The organism is Paenibacillus silagei (assembly GCF_017874735.1).
Taxonomy (GTDB): domain Bacteria; phylum Bacillota; class Bacilli; order Paenibacillales; family Paenibacillaceae; genus Paenibacillus_AQ; species Paenibacillus_AQ silagei.
This window is the reverse complement of the sequence record NZ_JAGGLV010000005.1, coordinates 157,925-174,308: the sequence shown is the minus strand read 5'-3', so window position 1 is coordinate 174,308 and position 16,384 is coordinate 157,925. Positions and strand designations below refer to the sequence as shown.

Below are 16,384 nucleotides of genomic sequence, written 5' to 3'. Positions count from 1 at the left end.
GAATAACACCCGTACTCATACCCGTTCCGTTATGTCCCAACTGCTGACCCGCTCGCTCGGCAAGGCCGTGCTCTGGATCTTTCTGATTGCGGCCGCCCTGCTGGCCTTGTTCCCGATTATCATGGTCGTGCTGGGCTCGTTCAAGACGAACCAGGAGCTGACAGGCAGTGCAACCATTTGGCCGTCAAGCTGGCATTTCTCGAACTACCTGGAAGCGTGGAAGAATGCTAACTTCTCCCGCTATACGCTGAACAGTATATTTGTAAGCGTGGTCACCACTGTCGGCACCCTGCTGGTGGCTTCGATGTCTGCCTATGCGGTAAACCGGGTGTCTTTTATCGGCAAAAAAGCGTACTCCCTGCTCATGGCCTCCACGCTGTTCATCTCTATCGGGGCTGTGGTGCTGCGTCCGCAATTTGACCTGATGGTTATGCTCGGCCTGAACAAGACGCTCTGGGGCGTCATTATTATCCTGATCAGCGCCCATGCCACCTGTTATTTCATCTTGATCGGCTTCTTCCAGAGTATTCCGCGTGACCTGGACGAAGCGGCGATGATCGATGGCTGCAACTTCTACTCTGTCTACCTGCGTATCATCTTGCCACTGCTGCGGCCTGCGCTGGCGGTTGCCGGACTGGGGGCGTTCCAGGGGTCCTGGAATGAATATATTCTGCCGCTGGTCTTCACGATGAGCAATCCCCAGCTCCAGACGCTTCCGGTCGGGCTGGCGAATCTGCGCTACGGAATCGGAGCGGCGTCAGAGGTACAGCTGATGATGGCCGGCGCTTGCCTGTCCATTTTGCCGCTGCTGGTGGTCTATGTGTTCGCCAACAAATCCTTCATGCAGGTGACACTCGGCGCCGTCAAAGGGTAGTCCCGGAAAGAGTAGTGTTCCGCCCGCACTGTTGTTACAATGGGTTGCAAGGAGTGGTTCACGGATGAAACTCGGTTTCTACAAGCAGTCTTTGAAGAAAAGAATTCAGGTGCTGTACATCTTCCTCGCCATTCTCTGTATCAGTGTAACCGGAGTCGGTTCGTATCTCTTCGCGGCGCGCAGCATCCAGGGCAGTGCCCTTGAGCTGAAGCAAGGCATTCTGAACAAATCGGTTCAGGTGATGGACGAGCATCTCCGGCATATCGTGGTCTCTTCCTTTTCCCTGATGCTGGGTGAAAGCTTTGGTCAAGTGATGAAGGATGTCAGCAACAATAATTCCGCTCATTATTATCAGAATTTGTCGCTGCTGCAGACCTCCTTTGACCAGCTTAAGCTGGTGGAGCCGCTGATTGATACGACCTATCTAAGTACGCCGATTGGCGACTTTTACTCCACTAAGGATTTCCCCGAACGGAAGACTAACTTCAAGGAGAAGTACGGGAGCTATCTGGAGCGGCCGGGCTGGAATACCCTGTGGCTGGGGGCGCATCAGAGCGAGCTGTTTCAGTCGAAGGGCCGGGTGCTTTCGTTGCTGCTGAAGCCAACGGTAATTGACAATCATAATTTCCCGGACGTCTATATGGTTGTGAACATGAAGGAGGAGGCGATGAGGTCTATCCTGGAGCAGGATCTGATGAATAATCAGGTTCAGCTCTTTTTGCTGCAAAAGGATGGATCGATGGTCATCCGGCCGGAGACGCAGACCTACGCGTTCAATACGGAGCAGAATTTCGTCAGCCGGTTCAACCAAGGGACGGCAGGAGATTTCAACTATATCAATGCCTCAGGCGAGGAGCTGCTCGTCAATTACAGCACGCTGTCGATGAATGAGGACTGGGTCATGGTCAGCATTCAGTCCAAAGCAGACCTGCTGCAGCCGCTGAAGCAGATCCGCTGGCTGATCTTCTGGATTATGCTGATCTGTACCGTGGTCGCGTTGGCCTTGTCTAACCTGCTCGCCTCTGCACTGCTGGGGCCGCTCAACAAGCTGCAGCGTCTGATGGTGGAGGTAGAATATAACGACCTGGATGTACGGTTTCAGAGCCGATATGAGGATGAGGTGAGCGCCGTGGGTCATAAGTTCAACCGGATGCTAGACCAGATTCAGGTTCTGATTCAGGAGGTGCGGACCTCGGAGCAGGAGAAGCGCAAGTCGGAGGTCAAGGCGTTACAGGCACAGGTGGACCCTCATTTCTTATACAACACGCTGAATACGATCTTCTGGAAAAGCGAGAATGGCGAGAAAAGCGATGTCAGCGAGATGATCGTCGCCTTGTCGCTCCTCTTCCGCCTGGGGCTGAACAACGGGAATGATATTACGACCCTCCAGCAGGAGGTCCAGCATGTCCGGCAGTATTTGCAGCTCCAGCAGAAGTGCTATGAGAATCTGTTCACCTATACGATAGAGGTGGAGGATGACGCCTATCTGTCCGTCAGGATGTTGAAGATTCTGCTTCAGCCACTGGTGGAAAATTCAATTCTGCATGGCTTCCGCGACAAAGCGGAGCTAGGCAGAATTGAGATCCGCATCTACCGCGCTGCCGGATTCCTGATCCTGCGGGTCACGGACAACGGCTGCGGCATGGATGCCGCTCAGCTTGCGAATGCGGTGAACGGCACCGAAGCGGAGCGCAGGGGATATGCTTTGTCCAACCTGCGCAGCAGGCTCAGCCTGCACTACGGAGAATCTGCATCGATTGCCTTCAGCAGCATTCCCGATATTGCCACAACTGTAACCGTCACGATACCGATCCTTTAGGAGGCTGCCATGAACCCGTTGACCCTGTGCGTAATGGATGATATTCAGACTGTCGTCAAAGGAATTGCTTCAACGATCCCGTGGGCGGATCATGGAATGGAGGTGGCGGGGACCGCCGGCAATGGTGAGCAGGGCTGGGAGCTGCTGCTGGAGAAGGACCCCGACATCGTTATCAGCGATATCCGCATGCCGAAGCTCAGTGGTCTTGAGCTGATGAGACGGGCTGCCGAAGCGAAGCTGCGGGCCAAATTCATATTCATCAGCGGGTATTCGGATTTCAGCTATGCGCAGGAGGCGATCAAGCTGGGCGCCTCCGACTATTTGCTGAAGCCGTTCACCCAGCCGGAGATTGTGGCCGCTGTGCTGAAGGTGAAGCAGACTATTGAAGAAGAGCGGGCGAGAGCAGAGCAGATACAGCAAATGGAGCAGAAGATGATGGCCAGCCATGCGCAACTGCGCCAGGATTATCTCACCGCTCTGCTGCGCCAGGAGAACCATATCAGCCTGAGTGACAGCCGCTGGCAGGAGCTTGGCATCGACCTGGACGCCGGCAATCTGCTGGTGATGGCTATTGAGCTGGACTGTTATACCGAATACGGGTACACCCTGCATCTGGATGACAGTGAGATCATTCCTTTTGCGATCAAGAACATACTGGACGAGACGTTGAAAATGCACACGCACGGCGTTGTGCTGCGCGAGAGCAGACAGCGGCTGGCCGCGATCTTTAATCCGCCGGAGGCCATGGATACGGTGGAGCTGCTGGAGCTGTGCCGTGAGAATGTGGAGAAATACAGCAAGAATACCGTTTCGATCGGCCTTGGCACAGCGGCACGGGGACCGCGTGAGATCCGGGCCTCCTTCGTGCATGCGGCCAAAGCGCTGGCCTACCGTTTTTACAGTGAGGGGAATTGTATCTTCCGCTTCACAGAGCTGGACCCGGAGAACCGCGCAGCCCCGGACTATCCTGAGGAGAAGGTGAAGGAGCTGCTGTACGCGCTCAAATCCGGTAATGAAGAAGGCTGTCATGAGATTATCGGCGAGATCTTCCGGCAGTGGAACATCTCCGGCAGATATCCTGATCCGCTATCGATGGTCCGTCTGTTGTCCGGGCTGACCTTCGCTATGTACCGGGCGTTCTGTGATGAAATCACGGAAGAGGAGCGCATACAGCTGGAGGCTGACTTGACGGCGCTGGAGGAGAACCGTTCTTTAACCTTTGGCGGGTGGAAAAGCTATATCAATCACTTCGCCAGCATGGGCTGCGAATTCGTCGATAGCAAGCAGTTCCGTGATGTAACGCAGTCCATTAACCGGGCCAGAGAATATATACGGCTGCATCTGGAGGAGAATCTGACCCTGAACAGCTGCGCGCAGGCCGTCCATCTGAGTCCGAGCTATTTCGCAGGCGCCTTCAAGAAGGAGACAGGCATGACGCTGATTCAGTATATTACCAAGCTGCGGATGGAGCGGGCGAAGGAGCTGCTGATTGCCGGGGCGCAGGTGCAGGAGATTTCCCTGATGCTCGGCTATGAGGACCGCCCTTATTTCAGCGGCCTGTTCAAAAAATACTGCGGACTTACGCCCACAGCGTTCCGGCAGAAATACCTGAAATAAGCAGGAGACGAAGGAACAGGGACAAGCATTTTTTCCCCCTTACAAAGTTAGAATGTCCCTCACCCCACTGAAAGCGGAACCATTATGATTACGTTAACAGATAGCCGATTGCAGGCTGTCAGGACAAGCACAAGGGGGCATAACGATGGATAAAAAATGGGTTGTTGCAACAATGAGTACAGTGCTGGCACTCAGTCTGGCCGGCTGCGCTGCCGACAGCAATAAGGAGCCCGCGGCAAGTAACAGCAAACCGGCGGACACCAAGGGAGATAACGGGGCAGCAAGCGGCGGCAAAACCAAAATCCTCTACTGGACACCCGACCGTCACGACGCCGATTTCATGAAATCCAAGATTGATGAGTTCAACAAGACGAATAAGGATAACATCGAAGTGGAAATGACCGTGATGGGGGACAACTATCCGCAGGCGGTAGATATCGCTTTTGCCAGTAAGCAGGCTCCTGATGTGCTTCAGATCAACGACTTCCAGACCTATTACAAAAAAGGCTACATGGCCCCGATCAATGACTATATGAGCAGCGAGATGAAGGAGACCTTCAAGGACAGCCTGCTGGAGAACAAGAATACCGTGGACGGCAAGACCTATACCCTGCCCAACACCGGACAGATCTGGAGACTGATCTATAATAAAGATATCTTCAAGCAAGCGGGCATTGAGAATCCGCCGAAAACACTGGACGAGATGGTTGCTGCCGCCAAAAAGATTACCGAAACCGGCAAAAAGGACGGCATATACGGCTTCGCCAGCCCGTTCAAGAGCTCAAGCGGCTTCTGGCGTGCATCCAATACCGTAGCGGGCGCGAGCAACAATACCGGCATTGACGGCTACAATTACAAGACCGGCCAATTCGACTTCAGTATGTACAAGGATATTGCGCTGGCGCTGCGTCAGATGAACGAAGACGGCAGCATGCTGCCGGGCGTAGAGAGCCTGGATATCGATCCGCTGCGTGCGCAGTTCGCCCAAGGCAAAATCGGCATGTACATTAACCACTCGGCAGAGCCCGGCGTCTACAAAGACCAGTTCCCGACTACCGCTAATTGGGCTGCCGTTGCTGTACCGACAACAGATGGAACAATCAAAGGCGCATCACAGATTATCGGCGGTTCTTACATCGGCATCAGCGCGGACAGCACGCATAAGGAAGCAGCGTGGAAGTTCATGGAGTATGTGTACAGCGACAGCCTGCAGAGCGAGTATTATGAAAAAGGCTACGGCATCTCCCTGATCCCTACAGTCATCAGCTCCGGCAAAAAACCAAGCATTCCCGGCATTGAAGGCTTCCTGCCGAAGCGTTATGACGCGATTTATCCGGCGAACCCGCTGACCATTACAGAAGGGTCACTGGAAGGCAGCAAATGGAGCGATGCGTTCTCGGCATTCGTCTTCACCGGCGGCGATGTGGACAGCATTATCAAAGACCTGGATACCCGGTATAATGTCTCATTAGAGAAAGCAAGAGCCTCCGGCGCAACGGATATTGTGGCCGATCCAAGCTTTGACGCATCGAAGCTGCAGGGTAAATTATCCACCGAGGAATAAGAGGTAAGGTTCAGGTGGCGGCCGATGCATGATCAATTCGGCCGCTTTCTTGCATATTGAGAGAGGAGCAGATCCGAAATGATTATAGAGAATAGCCAAGCCGCAAAGACGGTTCTGAATGAGAGCAGTTCCCGTACCCTGCTGGCAAGAGGCGGATCACTGATGATGGTGGAGGTTACCTTCGCCAAAGGCGGCATCGGCGAGATTCATTCCCATGATGCGCATGAGCAGATCAGCTATATAGTGAAGGGCAGCTTTGAGGTCAAGGTCGGGGAGGAGACGCGTATTCTGAAGGCGGGCGACAGCTTCTATGCCGGCTACAATATTCCGCATGGTGTGAAGGCGCTGGAGGATTCCGTGATTCTGGATGTGTTCAATCCGTTTCGTGAGGACTTCCTGGAGAAGCAGGAATGAAGGATTATTATCTGAACGCATCTGAGCTGCGCAGCGCTGCCGCTTATTATGTCCGTCATTTCCCCAACGAGGCGCAGAACTCGGTCCGGATTGCCGAGCATGCCGTGGACAATGAATTCATTATTCCTTATACCGGTGATCTGAGCCGCTGGATTCCGCTGGGCAAGCCGGTGGTAGACTGGCTGCATAATCCTACGAACGACCCCGAATTCACCTGGGGCATCAACCGCCACTGGCATATGCTGGATCTGGGCAAGGCCTATCTGATGAATGGCAAGCCGGAATACGTTACGGCCTTTATGCAGCATTTCCGCAGCTGGCGCGAGCAGAACCCGGTTCCTGTGATCCCGTCGTATGAGGAAGCGGTATTTTTCCAGAAGCTAGGTCCATGGCGTCTGCTGGAGACCGGCCTGCGGGTGCAGTCCTGGATATCTGCGTACAAATATATGGAGGATAGCCCGCTGCTGGATGGACACTTCCGCAGTGAGCTGCTGGAGGGGCTTGCGGAGCATGCTGAATATCTGACCCGCTACCTGGGCAGCACGGAGATCAATCATGCGATTATGCATATGCAGGGCCTCTATATGATTGCTGTCTTCCATCACGGGCATCCGCGCGCACCGTATTGGCGGCAGCTGGCAGGGGAGCGCCTGGAGCTGTGCCTTTTGCATCAGGTCGGGCCGGAAGGGATTCAGATTGAGCTGACCACCCATTATCATGATGCGGCCATTGAGATGTTCGGAACGCCTTATCTGCTGGGCGCGTTATCCGGCCACCCGTTCTCCGCCTGGTACGGCGGGCAGCTCCGCAAGATGGCCGCGTTCACCGAAGCGCTGGTCCGCCCGGATCACCAGTCCACCGGGATCGGCGATTCCGACTGGATCAGCAGCGGCCGGCAGCGGCTGACGCTGCTGGGCGCCATTCTGAAGGATGATGCACTGGTCGGACGCGGCACGGGCAATGCAGAATGCCTCTGGCTGCTGGGAGCCGAGGCGTATGAGCGGTGTGTGCAGCTTCAGGCGGAGTCTGCGCCTTCGGTGAGCAGCGTGGCTTTTGTGCAGACCGGGTATTATGTGATGCGGGACCCGCAGCAGTATCTGTTCTTCGATGCCGCAGAGATGGGCGGAGCGCACGGTCATGCCGATGCGCTGAATCTGGAGTGGATGTGGAACGGGCAATTGCTCTTCACCGATACCGGGAGGTACACCTATGAGGAAGGGGAATGGCGCCGTTATTTCAAAAGCACCCGGGCACACAACACTATTACCATAGACGGGTTGGATCAGACGCCGTATATCTCTACCCAGCAATGGGGCGAGCCTGTGGCTAAGGCCAGCACGTTCCGCTGGGAGAGCAACAGCCGTTACCACTTCATTGATGCCGCGCATGACGGATACATCCGTCTTCCCGGTCCGGTAATGCACCGGCGCTGGGTGCTGCTGGGCGTGGAGGTGCCGCTGCTGCTGATTGCCGACTGGCTGGAGGCGGATGGCGAGCATGAGCTGAAGCAGCGGTTCCATCTGCACCCGGAGGCGGTGCTGGAGCTGTCTTCCGGAGCCGGAGCGGCTGGAGAGGCTGGAGAGGCAGTGGGCGGAGAAGCTGAAGTTGAAGCTGAAACAGCCTTTATTGGAACCGGAGGAGACGCAGCTGGAGGATTTGCCGTCGCCGCACGGACTGCAGCAACCGTGGTCTATCCCGGCTCTACAGTGAAGCTGAATATGAGCTGGATGACCAGCGGCCTGAAGGATGAACAGTTCACGGTGAATAAGGAGCAGGGCTGGGTATCGGAGGTCTACGGCTCCAAATCGGAGATTCCGGTAATCGAGGGCCGGGCGGCTTGGGCCGGTAAGGCTGGAATTCTGACCCTGTGTCTGCCCGGCGATGCGGCAGACGGCAGCGGTCCGCTGCACGTGAGCACCTGCGTGGTGGATGCGGAGCGGCGGCGGGTCGAGCTGTCCTATGTATACGGAGATGCGATCGGCACCATTGTAATCGGCCCGGACACCCTGGGCTGGACGGAGCGGAGGGAATAAGGGTCTTGTGCTTCACTTGGGAGGAGTTGCAGCAGTAACTGTTAGCCTTGAACCTAATTTACATGCATTTATTCAGACTCTTCCGCCCGCCGTTTGCGCGGCTCCGGGAGAGTCTTCTTTATTTCTGCAATTGCAAACAATGGCAAACGTACGTTCTGGAGCGTGCGGTGGAGGTATGCTATACTATTGAGACGAGAAGTTTCATAGATTCTGGTATTGCATTGAGTGCCAGGGTTCAACGGAAGGAGTCTGCTGAAATGACGGTTAACTTCATCATCGGCCGCTCGGGCAGCGGCAAGACGACTACAATATGGGAGCGGGTATCCTCCAGGCTGAAGGCAGAGCCGCTGGGGGCCCCGATCATTATACTTGTTCCCGAGCAGGGATCGTTCGGAGCGGAACGGGGACTGCTGGCGGCGGGCGGCGTGAAGGGGAGTCTGCGTGCCCAGACGCTCAGCTTCTCGCGGCTTGCCTACCGGGTGAAGCAGGAGACCGGTGGCAGCGCAAGTCTGCCTATCAGTGAAGAAGGCAAGAAGATGCTGATCTACAAGATTATCAGCAAGCGCAAGGAGGAGCTGAAGCTGTTCGGGGCTTCCTCGGACCGGCCGGGATTTGTGGAGCGGCTCAGCAGCCTGCATACGGAGCTTAAGCGCTGCTGTCTTGGAGCCGGAGACCTGGAGGAGCAGATCGGCAGAATGCGGGATGCCACGCTGGGCAGCCCTATTCTGGCCGGGAAGCTGGATGATCTGCATCTCGTCTTCAGCGAGCTGGACCAGGAGATGTCACAGCTCTATATAGATGAAGAGGACAGACTGGCCGAACTGGCTGAGCATATTGCAGACTCTGCCTATATCCGCGGCGCCGAGATCTGGGTGGATGGCTTCCACGGCTTCAGCAACCAGGAACTCATCGTCTTGCGTGAGCTGATGCAGTACGCGGACACAATGACCATTGCGCTCACACTGGACCGGATCTATCCGCCGGGCGTTGCCCCGCACGAGCTGGAGTTGTTCCATCCGGCGGCGGTTACTTACATTAAGCTCCGGGGAATAGCGGAGGAGATGGGACTTATCGTATGGGATGAGCTGCTGGCTCCGCCCGTCCTGCCAAGGTTCAAGGACGCTCCCGTACTCGCGCATCTGGAGCGCGGATTACAGCGCCGGCAACCCTGGACGGGACCGGCTGAACAGGTGAAGGAAGCCATCAGCATCCGGGCTGGGGCTTCACGCCGCACCGAGGTGGAGGGCGTGCTGCGCGAGATGCAGGCCCTGGCTAGAGAATCGGGGGCTAAATATGGGGAAATGGCGGTATTCATGCGCAATATGGCTGATTATGAGCCGCTGATTGCCCCGTTATTTCAGGACTTCGGCGTTCCGTTCTTCCTGGACCAGAAGCAGAGTGAGCTGCATCATCCGCTGGTGGAATTCATCCGCTCCGCTCTCGATGTCGTCCGCCGCCGCTGGCGTTATGAAGATGTGTTCCGCTGCGTGAAGACAGAGCTGCTGCTCCCGCTGGACGGAAACATTACCCGTGCCCATATGGATGAGCTGGAGAACTATGTGCTGGCCTGCGGCATTCACGGCTATCGCTGGACGGACGGGCGCTCCTGGAAGGGGATTCCGCGCCTCTCCCTGGAGGGCAGTGAGGCTGTAGATGAAGCCATGCTATCCAGAATGGAAGCCTGCCGGAGTGCGATTACAGGACCGCTGCAGGCATTTGAGCAGAGAATCAAAGCCAGCCGCAGCGGTCTGGAGCTATGCCGGGCGGTATATCTGCTGCTGGAGGATACGGAAGCGGCACGGAAGCTCGAAGGGATGGGAGCGGAGTCTCTGAAGCAAGGCCGCCCGGAAGCTGCCCGGGAGCATAGCCAGCTCTGGGGCGCTGTTCTGGGTCTGCTGGACCAGATTGCCGAGATGATGGGCAAGGAACGGATAGAATTCAGCCTGTTCGCCGGGGTGCTGGAGACCGGGCTGGCTGAGCTTAAAATGGGGCTCGTCCCGCCCGCACTTGACCAGGTGCTGGTAGGTACGATGGACCGTACCCGGGTGTCGGGAGTGAAGTACGCCTTCCTGCTCGGTTTCAACGAAGGAGTGGTTCCGGCACAGTTCAAGGAAGACGGCATTCTGTCCGAAGGGGAACGGCTTATGCTGGAGAAGTCCGGTATGGAGCTTGCGCCGGGCTCATCCCGGAAGCTGCTGGATGAACGTTTCCTGATCTACAATGCGCTTACGACGGCCAGCAGGAAGCTGTGGATCAGCTATGCTGTAGCTGATGATGAGGGCAAAGCGCTGCTGCCTTCGGAGGTCTTCCGCCAGCTGCAGGGAATGTTCCCGCAGCAGTTAGATGAACAATTCCTCTCCGGCTTCCCGCAGAGCGGCAATGATGACGACGCTGCCCATATGGACTTCATCGGCCATCCTGAGCAGACACTGCGCATGCTGCTGCTTCAGCTCCGCCAGTGGCGTCAAGGGGCAGAGATACCCGGTATGTGGTGGGAGGTCTATAACTGGTTTGCGGCGGAGCAGGGCGCAGACAAGCCTGCGGGCGAACAGGCAGCGGAATACCGCCAGGCGGATCTGTCCATGAAGCTTAAGCTGGAGCGGCTGCTCGGCTCGCTGTTCTACCGCAATGAAGGTATACGGCTGAAGAAGGAGACCAGCCTGCGCCTGTATGGCGGCTCTACGCTGCGCGGCAGCGTGTCACGGATGGAGCGGTTCGTTGCCTGCTCCTTCTCCCATTTCGCTTCCTACGGACTGAGGCTGAAGGAGCGCCAGCTCTACAAGCTCCAAGCCCCGGATATCGGGCAGCTCTTCCATGCGGCCCTCAGTGAGATGGCGAAGCGGCTGCAGGAGCAAGGCCGCAGCTGGGGCAGCATGACTGCGGAGGAATGCCGCACGGAGGCGGGGAAGACCGTAGACAAGCTGTCTCCACTGTTACAGGGAGAGATTCTGATAAGCAGCAAGCGCTACGGCTATATCTCGCGCAAGCTGAAGAATATTGTCGGCCGCGCTTCGGTCATCCTCGGGGAGCATTCGCGGCGCGGGAGCTTCGAGCCGGTCGGGCTGGAGCTGGATTTCGGTCCCGGACAGGAGCTGCCTCCGCTGAGAATTACACTGCCGAACGGCTGTGTTATGGAGGTGGTCGGCCGGATTGACCGGGTGGATAAGGCTGAAGGAGAGCAGGGGATTCTGCTGCGGGTTATCGACTACAAATCAAGCCAGAAGGATCTTAAGCTGCATGAGGTCTACTATGGATTGTCGTTGCAGATGTTAACTTACCTTGATGTGCTGCTGACCTATTCCGAGCAATGGCTCGGCCAGGCAGCATTGCCTGCCGGGGCGCTCTATTTCCACGTTCATGATCCGCTCCTGACCTCAGCCAACGGAATGAACCGGGAGCAGGCGGAGCAGGAGCTGATGAAGCGTTTCAAGATGAAGGGCCTGCTGACCGCCGACCGTGAGGTAGTGTCGCTGATGGATACCACACTAGACAAAGGGTATTCCTCTATTGTTCCGGTAGCGCTGAAGAGTGACGGCAGCTTCTACAGCAGCGCATCTGTAGCTACCCCAGAGCAATGGGGGCAGCTGCGGTCCTCGGTGCGCAGCACGATCTCTGAGATCGGGACCAGCATTACAGAGGGGGATGTGGCGATACAGCCATACCGCATCCATCAGGAGACGGCCTGCACCTTCTGCTCCTTCCGTCCCGTCTGCCAGTTCGATGAGGCGGTGGAGGGCAATAGTTATAACATCTTAAGTAAGCCGGGCAAAGAAGTGATTTGGGATCTGCTGTCCCGCAAAGGAGGAGAGAAGCTGTGAGCACAAGACCTGTACCCGATACGAAGCCGGAGGGCAGTCTGTGGAGTGACGACCAGTGGCGTGCCATTGCCGAGAGCGGCAGCGATATTCTCGTGGCGGCGGCAGCCGGTTCCGGCAAAACGGCGGTTCTCGTCGAGCGGATTATCCGCAAAATCAGCAATGAGGAAGCGGGCTTCAGCGTGGACCGGCTGCTGGTGGCAACCTTCACCAAGGCTGCCGCCTCCGAGATGCGGCAGCGTATCCGGGAAGCGCTTGAGCGCAAGCTGGAGGAGGACAGTGAAGGCAGGAACGAATATCTGCGCCGCCAGCTTGCTCTCCTGGGCAGAGCCTCCATCACCACCCTCCATTCCTTCTGTCTTGAAGTCATCCGCCGGTATTACCAGATGATTCCGATCGATCCCGGCTTCCGTATCCTGAATGAGCATGAGGCGGAGATGATGCGCCAGGAGCTGCTGGAAGAGCTGCTGGAAGAGAAATACGGCGAGGTTGCCGGGGACGGCGAAGATACCTTGTTCGTACAGCTCGCAGACTGGTTCAGCGGTGAACGGAGTGATGATGCGGTGCACTCGCTGATTCAGCGGCTGCATGATTTCGCGCGCAGCCATCCCTGGCCTGCGCAGTGGCTGCGGGATACCGCAGCCGACTTTGCGCTGCCGGATGCCGAGGCTCTGAGCCATACGGCTTGGGTGCAGAGCATTCTTGCCGAAGCCCGGCTTACGCTGAAGGGGGCGATCAGCCAGCTGGAGCAGGGGCATGAGATTGCGCTTCAGCCCGGCGGTCCGGCGCCTTACGCGGATAATCTTGCTGCCGATCTGGAAATGGCGCAGGGCCTGCTGGACGCGGTGGACTCGCAGCCCTGGGCCGGATTGTATGATATCTTCATGGAGATCTCCTTCGGGAAGCTGAAGCCATGCAAGAAGGATGCCACTGATCCGCTGCTTCAGGAGAGCGTGAAGACGATCCGGGATCAGGTGAAGAAGAGCCTGCTCGAGCTGCAAAAATCCTTGTTCGGCCGTCCGGCGGAATCCTTCCTGGGTGAACTTCATACGGCGGCTCCGCTGATGCAGGAGCTGGCGGAGACGGTAATCACGTTCGGCGAGCGCTATCGGCTGGAGAAGGCTGGCCGGGGCTTGGTGGACTTCAGTGATCTGGAGCATTACTGCCTGCAAATTCTGCGCCATCCGGACTCGCAGCCGGGGCATTCGCTGCCGTCGGATGCGGCGATGGAGTACCGCAGCCAGTTCGACGAAGTGCTGCTGGATGAATACCAGGACACCAACAGTGTACAGGAGGAGATTGTCCGGCTGATCTCCCGGGAATCCCCCGGCAACCGCTTCATGGTCGGGGATATGAAGCAGAGTATATACCGGTTCCGCTTAGCGGAGCCGGGCCTGTTCCTGGACAAATACCGAAGGTTCAGTAATGATCCATCATATGGAGACAAGCCAGATGGCCGGGCGGAGGCTGATCCTGGACAGGAGGAACGGGGAGATGGCCTCGTCATCGATCTGGCCCGCAATTTCCGCAGCAGGCTGGAAGTGGTGAATGCGGTGAATATGGTCTTCCGGCAGATCATGGACAGCAATGTCGCAGAGATCAGTTATGATGAGCGGGCAGAGCTGGTGTATGGAGCGAACTTCCCGGGAGCTGCGGAGAAAGGGCCGGACACTTATTTTGCACCGGAGCTGCTGCTGATTGACAAAGGAGGCTCAGCCCAGGGACCGGCGGATGAAGCGGCAGAGGGCGATGAGCTGCCGCTTCTGGAGCTGGAGGCTGCCGAGAGTGAGACTGCACAGCTGGAAGCACGGGCTATTGCCCGGCGTATCTCGCAGATGACGGGAATGACCGGCGGTGAGCCGCTGCTGATCTATGATAAAGGACTGCGGATTATGCGCCCCGTCGTATACGGCGACATTGTCATTCTGCTGCGTTCGGCCCGGGTATGGACGCCGCTGATGATTGAGGAGCTGCGGGCTGAAGGTATTCCGGCATACGGGGACCAGAACAAGGGGTATTTTCAGGCTACCGAGGTAGAGATTGCCCTCTCCCTGCTGCAGATTGTCGATAATCCCCGCCAGGACATTCCCCTGGCCGGAGTGCTGCGCTCACCGGTAGTGAATCTTCGCGAGGAAGAGCTGGCGAAGGTGCGGCTGTGCAGTAGAGGGACGTTCTACGATGCGCTGGTTGCGGCTTCTGAAGCAGGGGAGGCACTGAGGGACAATCCGCCGGATCTGTTCTGGGAGGCCGCGCTGCTGGCGGGGCAGGGGGCCGGTACCGGTGACACAGCCGGAGAGACAGCCGCTGCGTCAGAGCTTACGCCATCGTCTGGAAATGAGAGTGTACAGGAAGATATGGCTGGCGGAACCGATGCTTCTGCGGCGCTGCGGGATATTCCGCTTACGCTGCAGCGTAAGCTTAAGTCCTTCCTGGATAGGCTGAAGAACTGGAGGAATGCTGCCCGGCAAGGAAGCTTAAGCGAGCTGATCTGGAGGATCTACCGGGAGAGCGGGTATCTGGAGTGGGTCGGAGGGCTTCCCGGAGGCTTTCAGCGCCAGAACAATCTGAAGGCGCTGTATGACCGGGCTGTTCAATTCGAGAACGAGACCTCGGCCAGAGGGTTGTTCCGCTTCCTGGTATTCATCTCACGGCTGAGAGAGAACGGCGGCGATCTGGGGGTTGCCGGAGGAAGCAGTGAAGAGGCCGGGGGCGTCAGAATTATGACGATCCACAAATCCAAGGGTCTGGAGTTCCCAGTTGTCTTCCTGGCAGGTATGGCCAAAATGTTCAACCGTCAGGACCTGCATTCCCCGTTCCTGATGCATAAGGAGCTAGGCTTCGGGCCGCGTTTCGTGGAGCGGGAGACCCGGGTCAGCTACCCGACGCTGCCCTATCTGGCGATTAACCGCCGTTCGCGGCTGGAGCTGCTCGCTGAGGAGATGCGCGTGCTCTATGTCGGACTGACCCGTCCGCGCGACAAAATGATTCTGGTCGGCACGGTCAGGGATCTGCCGCGCGCGGTATCCGGCTGGGCCGCGATGCAGGGCCGCGAAGAGCTGTTGTTGGCGGATCACCTGCTGGCCCGGGGCCGCAGCTATCTGGACTGGGTGGGACCGGCGCTGATCCGCCACCCTGCCGCTGCTATTCTGCGCAAGCTGGCAGTCAGCGAGGGACCGGTATCCACGGTGCTGCATGGCGATGAGTCGAACTGGAGCATTACGGTGACTGGTGCAGCGGAGCTTAGCCCTGGCGCTTTTCTTGCCGGGGACGGCGATCAGGACAAAAACGAACAACGCCGGGTGATGCTGGAGGCGCTCCGCAGGGGCAGGGCGGTGTCAACACCTGAGACCCCGGCAGCTGCGCAGATTGCAGAGAGACTGGGCTGGACTTACCGGTATGCGGCAGCGTCAAGCATCCCTGCTAAGACCTCGGTTACCGAGCTCAAGGGATTATTATCGATGCAGGAGCAGCCGTCTTACGACCAGCTGGAGGAGCGGAAGCTCCCGGGTGGACCGGACGAACGGAGTGAACGCGGGTATAGGGACAGCCTGCATCTCCAGCGGCCGAAATTCATGGAGCAGCGGGGACTTACCCCTGCCGAGCGCGGAACGGCTTACCATACGGTGATGCAGCATATTCCTCTGGATGAGCCGGTAGACCGGTCTGTGCTGGAGGCTACGCTTGCGCGTCTTGAAAGGCTTGCTATCCTTAGCAAGGAACAGGCGGATGCGGTGGTGCTGGAGGAAGTTGAGCAGTTCTGCCGGAGTGAGCTGGGACACAGACTGTTCCATTCTGCCTGGAAGACCAGAGAGCAGCCCTTCAGTTACACGATGCCAGCCGGTGAAGCCTACCGGGGGCTTGACTATCTGGACGAAGCGGCTGCCGGACTTGCGGATGAACGCGGTGGCGGTGATTTTGCAGAGACGGTACTGATTCAAGGGGTGATTGACTGCCTGTTCCGGGAAGAGGGGCGGCTGATTCTGCTGGATTACAAAACAGATCATATCCCTCCGCATGGAGACGGGCTTACACAGCTGTCGGACAAATACCGTTTCCAGCTGGAGCTGTACAGCAAGGCGCTGCTGGATATTCTGGGCGAGCCGGTCAGCGAGATATGGCTGTACTTTTTCGACGGCGGACATGCTGTGAGATTGTGATTGGCGGGGAAGGGTTGCGGTAGCTGCAGCGGATGAGGATGAGGCGGATCTAGGGTGCTACGCGGTATTTTAGACTAATACATGCTTGCGG

8 protein-coding genes are annotated in these 16,384 nt (G+C 57.4%); all 8 read left to right on the top strand.

Features of this window, described 5'->3' with window-relative positions:
• Positions 1 to 31 precede the first annotated feature (31 nt).
• The 8 genes from J2Z70_RS09750 (at position 32) to J2Z70_RS09715 (ending at position 16,293) form a co-directional block, all read left to right on the top strand.
• Complete coding sequence (locus J2Z70_RS09750) at positions 32 to 874, top strand: carbohydrate ABC transporter permease (RefSeq protein ID WP_245368138.1); 843 nt, start codon at positions 32 to 34, stop codon at positions 872 to 874.
• Between the two features lie 64 nt (positions 875 to 938).
• Positions 939 to 2,693: a sensor histidine kinase gene (locus tag J2Z70_RS09745; protein WP_209872112.1), complete on the top strand. Its 1,755-nt coding sequence runs from the start codon at positions 939 to 941 to the stop codon at positions 2,691 to 2,693.
• A 9-nt stretch (positions 2,694 to 2,702) separates the two neighbouring features.
• Positions 2,703 to 4,310 carry a response regulator gene (locus J2Z70_RS09740; protein WP_209872108.1) on the top strand — a complete coding sequence of 536 codons (1,608 nt, stop codon included), beginning with the start codon at positions 2,703 to 2,705 and terminating at the stop codon, positions 4,308 to 4,310.
• Between the two features lie 145 nt (positions 4,311 to 4,455).
• Positions 4,456 to 5,874 (top strand): ABC transporter substrate-binding protein, encoded by a 1,419-nt coding sequence (locus J2Z70_RS09735; RefSeq protein WP_209872105.1) that lies wholly within the window; start codon positions 4,456 to 4,458, stop codon positions 5,872 to 5,874.
• 78 nt (positions 5,875 to 5,952) lie between these two features.
• Complete coding sequence (locus J2Z70_RS09730) at positions 5,953 to 6,288, top strand: cupin domain-containing protein (RefSeq protein ID WP_209872101.1); 336 nt, start codon at positions 5,953 to 5,955, stop codon at positions 6,286 to 6,288.
• On the top strand, positions 6,285 to 8,321 hold the full coding sequence (locus J2Z70_RS09725; protein WP_209872098.1) for an alginate lyase family protein: 2,037 nt from the start codon (positions 6,285 to 6,287) through the stop codon (positions 8,319 to 8,321). The genes J2Z70_RS09730 and J2Z70_RS09725 overlap by 4 nt, the downstream gene beginning before the upstream one ends.
• Before the next feature lie 257 nt (positions 8,322 to 8,578).
• The gene (addB, locus tag J2Z70_RS09720) at positions 8,579 to 12,139 is read left to right on the top strand and encodes a helicase-exonuclease AddAB subunit AddB (RefSeq protein ID WP_209872096.1); all 3,561 of its coding nucleotides are present in this window, start codon (positions 8,579 to 8,581) and stop codon (positions 12,137 to 12,139) included.
• Positions 12,136 to 16,293 carry a UvrD-helicase domain-containing protein gene (locus J2Z70_RS09715; RefSeq protein ID WP_209872094.1) on the top strand — a complete coding sequence of 1,386 codons (4,158 nt, stop codon included), beginning with the start codon at positions 12,136 to 12,138 and terminating at the stop codon, positions 16,291 to 16,293. Before addB ends, J2Z70_RS09715 begins: the two co-directional genes overlap by 4 nt.
• Positions 16,294 to 16,384: the final 91 nt, after the last annotated feature.